The organism is Streptomyces nanhaiensis, assembly GCF_046614825.1.
Classification (GTDB): Bacteria; Actinomycetota; Actinomycetes; order Streptomycetales; family Streptomycetaceae; genus Streptomyces; species Streptomyces radiopugnans.
In genome coordinates this window covers 1-12,895 of record NZ_JBKJFM010000163.1, presented here as the reverse complement: position 1 = coordinate 12,895, position 12,895 = coordinate 1, and the positions used below count along the sequence as shown (strand labels likewise).

The window sequence follows — 12,895 nt, the reverse complement described above, 5'->3', positions numbered from 1 at the left end:
GGACACCGACCGACTGCCCCCGGCCGCCGCCCGCCGGTGCGGGACGCCGACGGGCCCGCCGGTCCGGATCCACCCCGCTCCGGCGGGCCCGCCGTCCGGCGAGACGGCCCGTGGCGCCGGGGACACCGGGAACGCCCGGGACGCCGAAGCCGCCGGGGACCTTGGCGGCGGGGAAGCGCGGCACGACGGCACGGCGGCCGAGCCGCTGCCCAAGCGCGTCCGCCAGGCCAGCCTCGTCCCCGAACTGCGGAAGCCGGCCGCCCGGAGGGCCGCCGCTCCCGACGAGGACACGCTCACCCTGCGCCCGGAGCCCGCCCGTTCCGGCGCCGCCATCGGCGCCTTCCAGCGGCAGTCCCGCATCGCCAGGCAGCAGGCCGCCCCCGACGCCCCCTCCACAACCGGCGGCAGCACGCCGGGTCGGAGCCGACCCAAGACGGAAGACCGAACATGACACAGCGAACCACCGCCACCAACCAAGACCTGGACTGGCTGCTGGACGGTCTGGTCGAGCAGGTGCCGGGCACCCGGCACGCCGTCGTCCTGTCGGACGACGGGCTGGTGATCAGCCAGTCGGGCACCATCGAACGCACCGCCGCCGAGCGGCTGGCCGCCGTGGCCACCGGCCAGCAGAGCCTGGCCCGCGGCGTCGACGAGCTGTTCGACGGCGGCCCGGTGCAGCAGGTCATCGTGGAGCTGGCCAACCTGTGGCTGTTCATCACCGCGGCAGGCAAGGGCACCCACCTGGCCGTCGTCGCCTCCCAGGACGTGGACGCCGAGGTGATGGCGGTGGCCATGCACACCCTCGTCCAGCAGGTCGGCCAGAAGCTCGGCACCGAGGCCCGGTCCGACGCCCCGGCCTCCGGCGGGGGTGGACGTGGGTGAACCACTGGACGGACAGTCTGGAGTCCGACGGAGAAGAAGAGGACTCACTGGTCCGGCCGTACACCATCACCCGCGGCCGCACCGCTCCGCAGCGCGACGACCTCACCCTGATCACGGTGGTGACGACGGTCGAGCCCGAGGAGGGCCGGCCTGCCGGGCGGCGGCTGGAGCCGGAGCACCGGGCCATCGTCGAGCAGTGCCGCGAGCCGGCCGCGGTGGCGGAGATCGCCGCTGAGCTGGACCTGCCCGTGTCGGTGACGAAGATCCTGATCGGCGATCTCGTGGCGCTCGGCAGAGTGACGACCCGTCCGCCGCTGGCGGACGGGGGAAGTGGTGGACTGAACGTGGAAACTCTTCAGGCGGTGAGGGATGGGCTCCAGAGACTCTGACGGTACGACGGGCCCCCTGGCCGTCAAGATCCTCGTCGCCGGGGGCTTCGGGGTGGGCAAGACGACGATGGTGGGGGCGGTCAGCGAGGTGGCCCCCCTGCGCACCGAGGAGTACCTGACCGAGGCCAGCGTGGGAGTGGACGACATCGGCGGGGTCGCGGAGAAGACCACCACCACGGTGGCGCTCGACTTCGGCCGGATCACCGTCAACCCCGAGCTGGTGGTCTACCTCTTCGGCACCCCGGGCCAGGAGCGCTTCTGGTTCATGTGGAACGACCTGGTCAACGGCGCCCTGGGCGCGGTCGTCCTGGTCGACACCCGGCGGCTGGAGGTCAGTTTCGCCTCCATCGACTTCTTCGAGAGCCGGGGCATCCCCTTCGTGGTGGGCGTCAACTGCTTCCACGGCCGCTGCGACCGCACCGAGCAGGAGGTGCGCGACGCCCTCGACCTCGACCCGGGCGTCCCGCTGCTGCTGGGGGACGTACGGCGGCCCGAGGCCGGCCGCGATCTGCTGGTCGCCCTGATCGACCTGCTGATGGCACGGTCCGCGCCGGTCCACGAGCCGGCCGGCTGACCGGCGGCCGGGCCGCCCCTCCCCCGCCCGCCGGCGCGTTCCGGCGGGCCCTGCGCACGCGCTCCTCCCGGCGCCCCCTCCCCCGAAAGGCCTCCTGAAAGGAAGTCATGTCCCCGGCCCCTACCGTTCTCATCGTCGGAGGCGGGATCTGCGGCAACGCACTCGCCGTCCTGCTGCGCCGCGCGGGCATCGGAGTCGACCTGGTGGAGGCCTCCTCGAACTGGAGCGTCCAGGGCTCCGGCATCACCCTCCAGGGCAACGCCCTGCGGGTGCTGCGCGAGGTGGGCGTGTGGGAGGAGGTCGGCAGGGCGGGCTTCGGCTTCGACACCCTCGGGCTGATCGCCCCGGACGGCACGGTGCTGCACGTCGCCGAGGACATCCGCACCGGCGGGCCCGGGCTGCCCGCCACCTTGGGCATACGCCGTCCCGATCTCCAGCGCGTCCTGGCCGGCGCCGTACGCGCGGCCGGGGTCCGCGTCCGGCTCGGCCGCACGGTGGAGTCCCTGGAGCAGGACGGCGGCGGGGTGGACGTCCGCCTCACCGACGGCACCGCCGGCCGCTACGACCTGGTGGTCGCCGCCGACGGGCTGGGCTCCCGCATCCGCGCGCTGATCGGGATCGAGGACCGGCCCGAGCCCACCGGGATGGGCATCTGGCGTGTCACCGCGCCCCGCCCGCGGGGCGTGGAGCGCACGGATCTGGCCTACGGCGGCCCCGCCTACATCGCCGGCTACTGCCCCACCGGCGAGGACTCCCTCTACGCCTATCTGGTCGAGCCCGCGCGCGAGCGCGCCGAGCCGGCCCCCTCCTCCTACGCCGCCCGGATGCGCGAACTGGCCGCGGGCTACGGCGGCGCCTGGGAGGAGATCCGCTCCTCCATCTCGGAGGACTCCGCGGTCAACTACACCTGGTTCCACCGGCTCCTGGTCGAGGGACCGTGGCACCGCGGCCGGGTCGTGCTGGCCGGGGACGCGGCCCACGCCTGCCCACCCACCCTCGCCCAGGGCGCGGCGATGTCCCTGGAGGACGCCCTCGTCCTCGCCGAGCTGCTCACCGGCGGCGCCGGCTGGGACGAGAGGACGCTGGCCGCCTACCGGGAGCGCCGCATGCCGCGGGTGCGCATGGTCGTGGAGAACTCCGTGCGGCTGGGCGACTGGCTGATGGACGGCGTGCGGGACGCGGACGTACCCGGGCTGATCGGCCGGACCATGGCGGTGCTCGGCGAGCGCCCGTAGGGCGGGCTCCTTCGGTGTCCTCCGGGCGCTCAACGGCCCGTGCACACCCCGCCGAAGGCTCGCAGCGGTCCTTCACCACCCCCAAAATCCGTTTATCGTTCCGGCATGTTCGATTCGCGGCACATCAGGACCTTCCACGAGGTGGTCCGCACCGGTTCGTACTCGGCCGCGGCCCGGTCCCTGGGGTACACACAACCCGCGATCACCCAGCAGATGAAGGCGCTGGAGCGGGCGGTGGGCACTCCGCTGTTCCTGCGGGCCGGCCGGCGGATGCGGCTCACCGAGGCGGGCGAGGCGCTGTCCCGGCACGCCGGCGCGATCCTGGGCAGCATGGAGGCCGCCCGGCAGCAGATGGCGGCGCTGACCAGGCTGCGCGCGGGCCGGGTGCGGGTGTGCGCCTTCCCCAGCGCCGGGGCCACCCTGGTGCCGGAGGCTCTGGCGCGGCTGGCGGCCGACCATCCGGGGGTGCGGGTGGAGCTCCAGGAGAGCGAGCCTCCGGAGTCGCTGGACCGCGTGGTGCGCGGCGAGTGCGACATCACCCTGGCCTTCACCTACCCCGGGCTGCGCGAACAGGTGCCCGACGAACTGGTGGAGATCCCGCTGCTGGAGGACCAGCTCACCGTGCTGCTGCCCACCGGGCACCCGATGGCCCGGCGGCGGGCGGTCCGGCTGGCGGAACTGGCGGACGAGCGGTGGATCGCCGGGTGCCTGCGCTGCCGCACCAACTTCCTGCACGAGTGCGCCGAGCTGGGCTTCGCCCCCGACATCGTCTTCACCACCGACGACAACCTCGTGGTCCAGAGCCTGGTCGCCGAAGGGCTGGGCATCGCCATGATGCCGGGGCTGGTGCTGTCCTTCCTGGTCCACCGGAAGGTCACCGGGCGCGCCCTGGACCCGGCCGCCCGGCGGCAGGTCTCGGCGTACGTGCTCCGCGAGCATCTGCGGATACCGGCCACCGCGCTGGTGCTCCGGGAGCTGGAGGCGGTGGCGGCGAACCGCACCGGCTGCTGAGACCGGCCGCCGCACGGCCCGTCTCCCGCGTCCTTCCATAAGCAGAATCAAGGGAACGGCGAAGAAACCCTCGTTGGACGTGATGGATGGCCGGGCGCGACGCTTGCGGGCATGGCCGCTTCGCTCTCCTCCACCGCGCACCCCGCCGCCCGCCCCGACGCCCGTACCGCCGGATCGCGGACGACCGGCCGCCTCGCCGCCCTCGTCGCGGACATCCGCGAGGCCGTGGGGCGGGGCCTGCCGCCGGACCCGACCGCGTACCTGGTCGGCGAGAAGCTGGCGCCCCACCTCGGCGCCGCCGACCTGCTCACCCCCGAGCAGTGCGAGGGCGACCCCGAGCGCTACCGCCAGCACCTGCTGCACGCCGAGGCCGACGGCGGCTTCTCGGTCGTGGCCCTCGTCTGGCTGCCGGGCCAGCGCACCTCCGTGCACGACCACGTCTCCTGGTGCGTCACCGGGGTCCACGAGGGCGAGGAGCACGAGCGCCGCTACCGGCTGCTGCCCGCCGACTCCCCCGCCGGGCGGGCACGGCTGGTCGCCACCGGGGACGCGGTGAACCCGCGGGGCTCGGTGTGCGGCTTCGCGCCCCCCGGCGACATCCACCGGGTCTGGAACGGCGGCCCGGACAAGGCCGTGTCCATCCACGTCTACGGAGCCGACGTCTCCCGGCTGGGCAGCAGCGTCCGCCGGGTCTACGACCTGCCCGCCGACCACTGATGGCGCTGCTCGGGCAGCGTCCGGGGCGGCCCGCCGGGAAGCACGGCGCCGAGGACCGCGCTCCGGCCCGGCCGGCCGGGCCGGGTACGCCCCGGCGCCGGGGCGTACCCGGCCCGCTGCCCGGTATCGCCCTCGCCGCGGGCGGCACCGCACTGGCCTGGGCCGTGCACCGGCTGCTGCCGGGGGTGCCGATGCTGACCGCGGCGGTCGTGCTGGGCGTCGCCGCCGCCCACCTCCCCGCGGTGGGCCGGTTCGCCTGCGGCGCCGGCCGGCCCGGACTCTCCCTGGCCGGGAGACGGCTGATGCGCGCCGGCGTGGTGCTGCTGGGCCTGGAGCTGAGCCTGGGCGACGTGCTGGGGCTGGGCTGGGCGACCGTCGGCATGGTGCTGGCGGTGGTGGCCTCGACCTTCTTCGGCACCCTGTGGCTGGGCCGCCGGCTCGGACTGCGCGGGGACCAGCCGCTGCTGGTCGCCACCGGCTACTCGATCTGCGGCGCATCCGCGATCGGCGCGGTCGGCGAGGCGCGCGGCAGCGACGAGCGGGACACGGCCGCCTCCGTGGCGCTGGTGACCCTGTGCGGCACGCTGGCCATCGTCGTCCTGCCGCTGCTGCACCACCCCCTCGGCCTGGACGGCGCCCAGTTCGGGCGCTGGGTCGGCGCCGGTGTGCACGACGTGGGCCAGGTGGTGGCGGCCGCCCAGACCGCGGGCCCGGCGGCGCTGGGCGAGGCGGTGCTGGTGAAGCTGATGCGGGTGCTGCTGCTGGCCCCGCTGGTCGCGGCGGTGGCGGTCTCGGCGGTACGGCGCGGCCGGGACGGCGGGGACGGCCCGGCCGGGGAGCCGCGCCGCAGGCGCCCCCCGCTGGTCCCGCTGTTCGTGGCCGGATTCCTGGCGGCGGTGGCCGTACGCACCACCGGAGCCGTACCGGCCGGGGCGCTGGAGGCCGCCGCGGCGGTCCGGGAGTTCGTCCTCGCCGCCGCGCTCGTCGGCCTGGGCAGCGCCGTCCACCTGCCCTCCCTGGCGCGGACCGGTATGCGGCTGGCCGTGCTCGGGGCCTGCTCGTGGGCGGTCGTCGCCGGGGTCTCCTACGCGGGCGTACTGCTGACCACCTGACGCCCGCGGGTCCGCCCTCCGTCTTCCCCGCCGGACGCCCATGAAGGGGCGCCCGGCGGGGAAGACGGAGGATAGCGGACATCCCGACAAGGAGAGCACGAGATGGCCAACATCGAACCGAATCCCGTCAATCCGGTCAGCGATGCCTGGAACACGGTGGCCAGCTACTCCTCCTACGCGGAGGCCCAGACCGCCGTTGACCGCCTCTCCGACGAGCGCTTCCCCGTGGAGCAGATCGACATCGTCGGCTCCGACCTGCGACTGGTCGAGCACGTCACCGGGCGGATGACCAAGGGCCGGGCAGCCGCCATGGGAGCCGCCAGCGGCGCCTGGTTCGGGCTTTTCATCGGCCTGCTGGTGGGGCTGTTCACCACCGGCGGCGCCTGGCTCGGACTGATCCTCGGCGGCATCCTCATCGGCGCGCTGTGGGGGGCGATCTTCGGGTTCGTCGGGCACGCCGCGACCGGCGGGCAGCGCGACTTCTCCTCCACCCGGTCCCTGGCCGCCGCCCGCTACGACGTCATCGTGCGAGGCGGGCACGCCGAGCACGCCCGGGGCATCCTCCAGCGCGAGGGGCTGTCGGGCACGGCATGAGCACGGCATGACCGCAGCATGAGCACGGCATGACCACGGCGCGGACGCCGTACGCGGTGGCGGCGCCGCGTCCGTGAACCGGCGACACGGGGCGCGGGAGGGCGGAGGGCGGGGGGCGGAGGCTTTCCGGCCGCGGGCCGGGTGATGCGCGGCGAGCGGTGGAGCGGGGTTTCCACAAGGGTGCGGCGGCGCTACAGTGCCCTTGAATGGGAGCGCTCCCATAAGCATCGGCGGCATGTCGGACACCACCCGTTCCGCCGTCGCCGCCCCCTTCGAAGGACAGGCGTACCGTCCCCGCGCCGCCACGGACCCCACTCCCGCCGCGGTGCCTTCCAAAGGAGAGACGCATGCCCCCCACACCGCGCCCCCGCCTCCGCTCCCGCCTCGGGAGATGGCCGCTCCCGGCCGCCGCGATGGCCCTGGCCGTCTCCGCCGCGCTGGCGCCGGCGGCCCCCTCGACCGCGGCCGAGGCCCCGGCGGCGGCCTCGGCGGCAACCGCGGCGGACTGCCCGGCGGACGGCTTCTGCGAGGACTTCGAGTCGCAGACCGGCACCCTCCCCTCGGGCCGGTGGAGCGCCGGAGCGCCCAACTGCTCCGGCAGCGGCTCCGCGAGTGTGGACTCCTCGGTGGCCCGCAGTGGCGGCAGGTCCCTGCGGATCGACGGCGGCGGCGGTTACTGCAACCACGTCTTCGCCGGCACCGCGCTGGACGGCGTGGACACCTCCGCCCCCTTCTGGGTCCGCTTCCACGTGCGGCACACCACCGCGCTGCCCGCCGCACACGTCACCTTCGCGGCCCTGCGCGACTCGGCCGACAACGGCAGGGACCTGCGGATGGGCGGCCAGAACGGCGCCCTGCAGTGGAACCGCGAGTCCGACGACGCCACCCTGCCCGAGCAGAGCCCCAACGGCGTGTCGATGAGCAGGCCGCTGCCGGTGGGCATCTGGACCTGTGTGGAGTTCCGGGTCGACGGGTCCGCCGGGCACCTGGAGACCTGGGTGGACGGCACGTCCGTCCAGGGCCTGGCCGTCGACGGCACGCCCACCCACGACATCGACGGCCAGTGGCTGCGCAGGGCCGACTGGCGTCCCCGGCTCACCGATCTGAGGCTGGGCTGGGAGAGCTACGGCGGCGAGACCGACACCCTGTGGTTCGACGACGTGGCCGCCGGCGGCTCCCGCATCGGCTGCTGACCGCCTCCCGCCCCCCGTACCCCCCACGGGAGAGGCCCCGGCACGCGCCCGGCGCCCTGGGCGCCGGGCGCGTGCCGGGGACGTGGGCGGCGCCGGGGCCCCGCCGTCCGGTTCACACCTCCCCGTCGGCCCCACGGCCGCGGTCGCGGTGCAGCAGCGCCCGCTCCGCCGCCGTCCACGCCGTGGTCGTGGCCAGGTAGAGGCCGGCGGCCAGCGGTACGAACGCGGCGGTCGCCAGGGTGCCGAAGGAGAGCAGCGGCAGGATCCTCGCCAGGCCCGGCGCTCCGGGCACCTCCGCCCGGAGCGCCGCCGTGCGCGCCCGCCGGTACGTCCAGGCCGCCACGGCGGCTATCACCGCGAACAGGCACAGGTACACCAGTCCCTGCGGGCCGAACACCCCGCCGTCCGCGAGCGCGTCGGCGTAGACACCGCCCAGCGGGGCCGGTCCCAGCCGGTCCTCCGGCAGTCCGCCTGCCTCGCCGTCCGCCCGCTCCGCCGTGAACAGCCGGTACATCACGAGGAAGACGGGCAGTTGCGCCAGCATCGGCAGGCAGCCCGCCGCCGGTGAGACACCCTCACGGGTGTGCAGTTCCAGCAGGGCGCGCCGCAGCCGCTCGGGGTCCGCGCCGTGCCGCCTCCTCAGCTCGGCGGTCCGCGGGGCGAGGCGGGCCCGGGCCTTCTCCGCCCGCGCCCCGGCCCGGGCCAGTGGGTGGAGCAGTGCGCGTACGCACACGGTGGCCACCACGATCGCGGCGGCGGTCGCGAAGGTGGCGAAGAGCGGTTCGAGCGCGCCGGCCAGCAGCGCGAAGAGGTGGACGATGACGGACATGGCTGAGCCCTCCCGGGGTCTCGTCGTGCCGGAGTGGGGAGACGTCGGCGTGACGAGCCGTGCGGGCGCGGCCCCGGCGGAGGATCCGCCGCGGTTCTTCCGCGCCTACCCGGCCGTCGGGAGGGGACGGCCGGGTGCCCGGGGCCGCGGGCGGCCCGCGGCGTCGGGGTCGCGCTGCGGCAGGAAGGCGGTACGGCGCTCCCGGTCGCGCAGGGCGGTGCGGACGCGCGCGGGCGGCGCGGGCCCGGCGTGGCACGCGGTGAGGAGAGCGGCGACGGCGAGGGCGGTGCCCGCGGCGGCGGTGGCGGCCAGGGCCGCGGCGGCCTCCGCCAGACCACCGCCGTGAACGGACTGGAGGGCCGTCAGGAGTACCAGCAGTGCCCCCAGCACCGCGGGGACCAGGAGGGCGGGCGGTCCGAGGGGGATGTGCCGCCGCGGCGCACAGGGGGCGCCCGTCGGGCACGAGGACCCGCCGTACGGCATGTGCGCCTCCCCCTTCCCGCGGTCCCCTCCCCCGGCGGCCCCGCCCGCTCGCGCCGGCCGCCACCGATGCTAGCCCAGACGCCCCGAAGCGGTCCCGGGGTTCCAGGAGGGCTCCCTGCCGCTGAGTCCGACGGCGCGGTCCAGCAGTGGGGATTCGGCGGGGACCTCGACGACGGGGCCGAACACACCAGCCCTTCCGGCCTCGTCCGTCGACTGCGACAGCAGGTCGATCGACACCCGCAGGCTCGCCTCGTCGCAGTCGTACTCCTGGCCCGTGGCACGGGCGATGTCCCAGCCGTGGATGAGGAGCTCGTTCAGGGCGACACGGCCGGCCACCGCGGCCGGCAGCGTGACGCCGCCCGCCTGGGTGGTCCCCTCCCACGCCGAGGGCTCCCGCCATGCCGCGACGAGTCCGTCCAGGGCCCGGGGGACGGCGTCGCGCCAGTCGGCGGGCAGCAGCGCGGCGGAGGGCCGGGAGGCGGAGGGGTCGGTCCGGGTCGCGGGCCCCAGATCCTTGCGGGCTGCGTCCCGGAAGGCGATGCTCAGGCCGAGCACATGGTGGACCAGATCACCGACGGTGGTCGCCTCGCACGGTGTCGGCGCGGAGAGCCGCCCGTCGGCGACCCCCTCCAGCACCAGGGCCATTCGCCGGGCCGGGGGTTCCAGATCGGGCATCGCGGTCATCTCGCGTTCCTTCCTCTCACGGGTGCACCGGTTCGCGCGGCGCCGTACGGGCGCGCACGTGTGGGGACCGGCGCGGCGCGGGGAACTCATCGCCCTCGCGGCGGGTGGCGTACGTCTCCCCCGGCGCGGGGCATGACCGCCGCCGCCACGGGTAGCCGCCCGCTGGTCCGCCGCCGCCCAACGGCCGGACGCGCCCGGCGCGGGTGCCCGGATGGCGGGCGCGGCGGCGGGCGCCCGATCGGCACGTGAAACGATCTGGGCGCGGCGAACGGCCGCACCACGGGTCGCTCACGGCACCCGTGACACGAGAGGAAGGATCCGCACCATGGCGACCACCGCGACCCGGACCGAGCACCCGCCGATCTACGAGGGTCTGCTGGAGGAACTCGGGGACGTACCCACCGAGACGCGCGAGGCGGCCGAGCGAATACTGCGCGAGACCCGTGAGGTCCTGGACTGGAGAGAGCCGGGCGAGGCACAGCGCCGGCCCCAGTGACCCCGGGCCGCCCGGCCCCCGCCCCCGGGAGCGGGAGCGCCGGGCGGTGCCGTCAGGCGGTGACCGGTAGCGGCACCAGGAAGAACTCCCGGCCGTCGTGTCCGACCACGCGCACCGGGTGGGAGGGCAGCGCGCCGAAGACGGCCGCGGCCACCGCCTCCGGTGCGTCGTCGGCGGTGATCGGCGGCGCCAGGGCCGCCCGGATCGCCTCCCGGGACGTGGGCGAGGGGGCCTTGCGTCCGGCGAGCGCGGCGCACTCGTCGATCTGCTCGTCGCTCAGGTCCGGCCCGTACCCCCTGCGGCGTGCCTCGGCGGCCACCACGGTGGCCAGGGCGGCGCGGTTGTGGTCGCGGCAGACGTCCCCGGGCGTCCCCCTGGGATGGAAGTGGCGGGCGGTTCCGATCGAGATCGAGGACAACGCGGCCTCCGTGCAGAGGTGGGAGAGGAGGGGCGGGCGGGGCTCCCCGGGCGCCGGCGTTCCGGGCCCCACCCCCGTCGCATGCCGCCCGTCGTCCGCCCCGGCGGTGCTGCGGCGGGCGGCCCGGGCGCCTTCCATGGTACGGCCGCGTCCCTGCGGCTCGCGGCCCCGCAGGCGTCCGGTGGAGGGCTGGGAGGGCCCCGGTCGAGACGGGGGAGAACTCGACCGGGGCCGGTTGAGAGGCGGGTGCCGGAAGGCGGCGCCCCGGGGGAAGAGGCGCGTCGGCGTCCGTCGGCACCCGCGTCTGGTTCAACCGTAAACCACTCCGGAGTGTTCCCGCGCACCGGGCCCCTCCCGCGCTTCCGCGCAGTTTCCCCCGGCGTTCCCGGGTGACCGGACGGCGGCTGGGTAGCGGAACACCATGAGGACAAACCGCCCCATCTCTCACATACTCCGGGGGCGGCGGGCGACTCTGCTCTGGGCCGTCCTGCTCGCCCTCGCCACCGCCCTCCTCACCCCCGCGGGCGGCGCCCGCGCGGCCACCGACCTCGGCGAGGTCGCCGCCGCGCTGCGGGACGATCCCGTCTACGTCGATCCGGCCGCCTCCGACAAGCTCTCCGAGTCCGAGGCCGACCGGCTCTCCGAGCAGATCCGGGCCGGCGACGTCCCCGTATACATCGCCGTCCTGCCGGCGGACTCCTCCTACGGGGGCGACGCCGTCTTCGACCGGCTGCGCTCGGAGGTGGGGCGTCCCGGCGTGTACGCCGTGGCACTGGGCTCGCAGTTCGGCGCGGCCTCGGACGCCGGCGTGCTGGCGGGCTCGACCGCGAGCGAGCTGGCCCAGCGCAACCTGCGGGAGCACTCCGGCGAACCGGACCGGATCCTCAGCGGCTTCGTCACCGACGTGCAGTCGGCCGCGCGCACCGACGGCGGCGGCACGGGCGGTTACGGCGACCGGGACACCACAGGCGGCGGGGGCGGCGGCGTCCTGGTGGGCTTCCTGGCCGTGCTGGCGGTGTTCGCGCTCGGCGGGCTGTTCCTGACGCGGCGCTCGCGCAAGCGGCGGCAGGAGGAGGAGCGTGCCGAACTGGAGCAGGTGCGTGCGGCGGTCCAGGAGGACATCACCTCCTACGGCGAGGCCCTGGACCGGCTGGACTTCTCCCCCTCGGCCCCCGGTGTCACCCCGGAGATGCTCGACGACTACCGGCGGGCCCTGGACGCGTACGAGAAGGCCAAGGACGCCTCCGACGCGGCCCGCCGCCCCGGCGACGTGCGGGCGGTGTCCGAGGCGCTGGAGGACGGCCGGTTCGCCCTGGCCGTGCTGGACGCCCGCCGGGAGGGGCGGGAACTGCCGCAGCGGCGGCCCCCGTGCTTCTTCGACCCCCGGCACGGGCCGTCGGTGCGCGATGCGGAGTGGGCGCCCCCGGGCGGCTCGCCCCGTGAGGTGCCGGTCTGCGCGGCCGACGCCGCCCGGCTCGACGACGGCCTGGACCCGGCGGTGCGGACCGTGCCGACCGCGACCGGCGAGCGGGTGCCCTACTGGGACGCCGGCCCGGCCTACGGCCCGTGGATGGGCGGCTACTACGGCGGCTACGGCTCGATGCTGCTGCCGGGCCTGCTCTTCGGGACGGTCCTGGGCAGCAGCATGGGCGGCTACGGCTACGGGCCCGGCTGGGGCTACGGCGGCGGCGAGGACGGCGGGGACTTCGGCGGAGGCGGAGGCTTCGGCGGCGGTGACTTCGGGGGCGGTTTCGGCGGCGGGGGTGACTTCTGAAGGCCCCGCCGCCCCCTCCGCGTTCCTTCCTCGCCCCTCCTCGGGCCGGGCCCTCCGGGGCCCGGCCCGGGGCGCGTCGCACCCCCGTGCCGCGCGTCATGCCGCGCGGCGGCGGAAGAGCGTCCCGGAGACGGTGACGAGACGGTGAGGATCCCGGCGCACCGGGCCGACGCCTGCCAGGGCGCGCCGCTCCCGAGCGCTTCCCGGCCGTCACCGCGCTGCTCGCCCCGGACGTCGTGGAGCGGGACGGCGCCGGCCGCCGCAGCGCCGGGACGGGCACCGGCGGCACCCACGCGCGCGCCTGCGACGCAGTCGGCCGACGCGCCCGCCGCCGCAACCCCTCCGGCGCCACCAGCACCCTCACCTACGCCCCCCACGGCCTGACCGCCTACGAGACGGGCGAACACACCTTCCACTTCGACCGCGACGCCCTCGGCCGCGAGACCACCCGAGACATCGACGGCCGCCTGACCCTCCGCCACACCTGGGACACCCTCGGCCGCC

16 protein-coding genes and 1 pseudogene are annotated in these 12,895 nt (G+C 75.9%); 13 read left to right on the top strand and 4 right to left on the bottom strand.

Annotated features, from left to right (window positions below; translation table 11 throughout):
- From ACLIYP_RS25770 to ACLIYP_RS25725, 10 genes and pseudogenes are all read left to right on the top strand, one after another.
- Positions 1-451: pseudogene (locus ACLIYP_RS25770) on the top strand (hypothetical protein); the annotation flags it as partial.
- Entirely contained in the window at positions 448-882 is a 435-nt protein-coding gene (locus ACLIYP_RS25765) for a roadblock/LC7 domain-containing protein (protein ID WP_093658231.1), read from the top strand. The pseudogene ACLIYP_RS25770 and the gene ACLIYP_RS25765, both read left to right, overlap by 4 nt.
- Entirely contained in the window at positions 879-1,271 is a 393-nt protein-coding gene (locus tag ACLIYP_RS25760) for a DUF742 domain-containing protein (RefSeq protein WP_093658233.1), read from the top strand. Before ACLIYP_RS25765 ends, ACLIYP_RS25760 begins: the two co-directional genes overlap by 4 nt.
- Entirely contained in the window at positions 1,252-1,845 is a 594-nt protein-coding gene (locus ACLIYP_RS25755) for a GTP-binding protein (protein ID WP_093658235.1), read from the top strand. Before ACLIYP_RS25760 ends, ACLIYP_RS25755 begins: the two co-directional genes overlap by 20 nt.
- 107 nt (positions 1,846-1,952) lie before the next feature.
- Positions 1,953-3,080, top strand: a complete 1,128-nt coding sequence (locus ACLIYP_RS25750; RefSeq protein ID WP_412715506.1) for an FAD-dependent oxidoreductase — start codon at positions 1,953-1,955, stop codon at positions 3,078-3,080.
- A gap of 105 nt (positions 3,081-3,185) precedes the next feature.
- Positions 3,186-4,091 carry a LysR family transcriptional regulator gene (locus ACLIYP_RS25745; protein WP_412715505.1) on the top strand — a complete coding sequence of 302 codons (906 nt, stop codon included), beginning with the start codon at positions 3,186-3,188 and terminating at the stop codon, positions 4,089-4,091.
- A gap of 111 nt (positions 4,092-4,202) precedes the next feature.
- A complete protein-coding gene (locus ACLIYP_RS25740; protein ID WP_412715504.1) occupies positions 4,203-4,808 on the top strand; it encodes a cysteine dioxygenase family protein in 606 nt (201 codons plus the stop codon).
- Complete coding sequence (locus ACLIYP_RS25735; protein ID WP_412715503.1) at positions 4,808-5,920, top strand: YeiH family protein; 1,113 nt, start codon at positions 4,808-4,810, stop codon at positions 5,918-5,920. Before ACLIYP_RS25740 ends, ACLIYP_RS25735 begins: the two co-directional genes overlap by 1 nt.
- A gap of 102 nt (positions 5,921-6,022) precedes the next feature.
- Positions 6,023-6,514, top strand: a complete 492-nt coding sequence (locus tag ACLIYP_RS25730; protein ID WP_412715502.1) for a YflT domain-containing protein — start codon at positions 6,023-6,025, stop codon at positions 6,512-6,514.
- A gap of 347 nt (positions 6,515-6,861) precedes the next feature.
- A complete protein-coding gene (locus ACLIYP_RS25725; RefSeq protein ID WP_412715501.1) occupies positions 6,862-7,707 on the top strand; it encodes a hydrolase in 846 nt (281 codons plus the stop codon).
- A 112-nt stretch (positions 7,708-7,819) separates the two neighbouring features.
- Here ACLIYP_RS25725 and ACLIYP_RS25720 read toward each other — a convergent pair whose 3' ends face one another.
- From ACLIYP_RS25720 to ACLIYP_RS25710, 3 genes are all read right to left on the bottom strand, one after another.
- Positions 7,820-8,536, bottom strand: coding sequence for a YidC/Oxa1 family membrane protein insertase (locus ACLIYP_RS25720; protein WP_412715500.1), 717 nt, complete (start codon positions 8,534-8,536; stop codon positions 7,820-7,822).
- Positions 8,537-8,641: 105 nt separating this feature from the next.
- On the bottom strand, positions 8,642-9,019 hold the full coding sequence (locus ACLIYP_RS25715; RefSeq protein ID WP_412715499.1) for a DUF6412 domain-containing protein: 378 nt from the start codon (positions 9,017-9,019) through the stop codon (positions 8,642-8,644).
- Between the two features lie 69 nt (positions 9,020-9,088).
- The gene (locus ACLIYP_RS25710) at positions 9,089-9,703 is read right to left on the bottom strand and encodes a TIGR03086 family metal-binding protein (protein WP_412715498.1); all 615 of its coding nucleotides are present in this window, start codon (positions 9,701-9,703) and stop codon (positions 9,089-9,091) included.
- A 325-nt stretch (positions 9,704-10,028) separates the two neighbouring features.
- Here ACLIYP_RS25710 and ACLIYP_RS25705 point away from each other — a divergent pair, with 325 nt between their 5' ends.
- Positions 10,029-10,199 carry a hypothetical protein gene (locus ACLIYP_RS25705; protein ID WP_412715497.1) on the top strand — a complete coding sequence of 57 codons (171 nt, stop codon included), beginning with the start codon at positions 10,029-10,031 and terminating at the stop codon, positions 10,197-10,199.
- A gap of 52 nt (positions 10,200-10,251) precedes the next feature.
- Here ACLIYP_RS25705 and ACLIYP_RS25700 read toward each other — a convergent pair whose 3' ends face one another.
- Positions 10,252-10,617, bottom strand: coding sequence for a hypothetical protein (locus ACLIYP_RS25700; RefSeq protein WP_412715496.1), 366 nt, complete (start codon positions 10,615-10,617; stop codon positions 10,252-10,254).
- Positions 10,618-11,038: 421 nt separating this feature from the next.
- Here ACLIYP_RS25700 and ACLIYP_RS25695 point away from each other — a divergent pair, with 421 nt between their 5' ends.
- Together ACLIYP_RS25695 and ACLIYP_RS25690 are read left to right on the top strand one after the other, a co-directional pair.
- Positions 11,039-12,391, top strand: coding sequence for a hypothetical protein (locus ACLIYP_RS25695; protein WP_412715495.1), 1,353 nt, complete (start codon positions 11,039-11,041; stop codon positions 12,389-12,391).
- A 236-nt stretch (positions 12,392-12,627) separates the two neighbouring features.
- On the top strand, positions 12,628-12,895 hold a 268-nt coding region (locus ACLIYP_RS25690), incomplete at its 3' end, for a hypothetical protein (RefSeq protein WP_412715494.1).

What these genes read in the sequence shown, in the direction of transcription:
- ACLIYP_RS25720 (WP_412715500.1), bottom strand. Translation starts at nt 8,536, where the DNA reads ATGTCCGTCATCGTCCACCTCTTCGCGCTGCTGGCCGGCGCGCTCGAA.
- ACLIYP_RS25740 (WP_412715504.1), top strand. Translation starts at nt 4,203, where the DNA reads ATGGCCGCTTCGCTCTCCTCCACCGCGCACCCCGCCGCCCGCCCCGAC.
- ACLIYP_RS25735 (WP_412715503.1), top strand. Translation starts at nt 4,808, where the DNA reads ATGGCGCTGCTCGGGCAGCGTCCGGGGCGGCCCGCCGGGAAGCACGGC.
- ACLIYP_RS25725 (WP_412715501.1), top strand. Translation starts at nt 6,862, where the DNA reads ATGCCCCCCACACCGCGCCCCCGCCTCCGCTCCCGCCTCGGGAGATGG.
- ACLIYP_RS25715 (WP_412715499.1), bottom strand. Translation starts at nt 9,019, where the DNA reads ATGCCGTACGGCGGGTCCTCGTGCCCGACGGGCGCCCCCTGTGCGCCG.
- ACLIYP_RS25730 (WP_412715502.1), top strand. Translation starts at nt 6,023, where the DNA reads ATGGCCAACATCGAACCGAATCCCGTCAATCCGGTCAGCGATGCCTGG.
- ACLIYP_RS25750 (WP_412715506.1), top strand. Translation starts at nt 1,953, where the DNA reads ATGTCCCCGGCCCCTACCGTTCTCATCGTCGGAGGCGGGATCTGCGGC.
- ACLIYP_RS25755 (WP_093658235.1), top strand. Translation starts at nt 1,252, where the DNA reads ATGGGCTCCAGAGACTCTGACGGTACGACGGGCCCCCTGGCCGTCAAG.
- ACLIYP_RS25705 (WP_412715497.1), top strand. Translation starts at nt 10,029, where the DNA reads ATGGCGACCACCGCGACCCGGACCGAGCACCCGCCGATCTACGAGGGT.
- ACLIYP_RS25695 (WP_412715495.1), top strand. Translation starts at nt 11,039, where the DNA reads ATGAGGACAAACCGCCCCATCTCTCACATACTCCGGGGGCGGCGGGCG.
- ACLIYP_RS25745 (WP_412715505.1), top strand. Translation starts at nt 3,186, where the DNA reads ATGTTCGATTCGCGGCACATCAGGACCTTCCACGAGGTGGTCCGCACC.
- ACLIYP_RS25765 (WP_093658231.1), top strand. Translation starts at nt 448, where the DNA reads ATGACACAGCGAACCACCGCCACCAACCAAGACCTGGACTGGCTGCTG.
- ACLIYP_RS25710 (WP_412715498.1), bottom strand. Translation starts at nt 9,703, where the DNA reads ATGACCGCGATGCCCGATCTGGAACCCCCGGCCCGGCGAATGGCCCTG.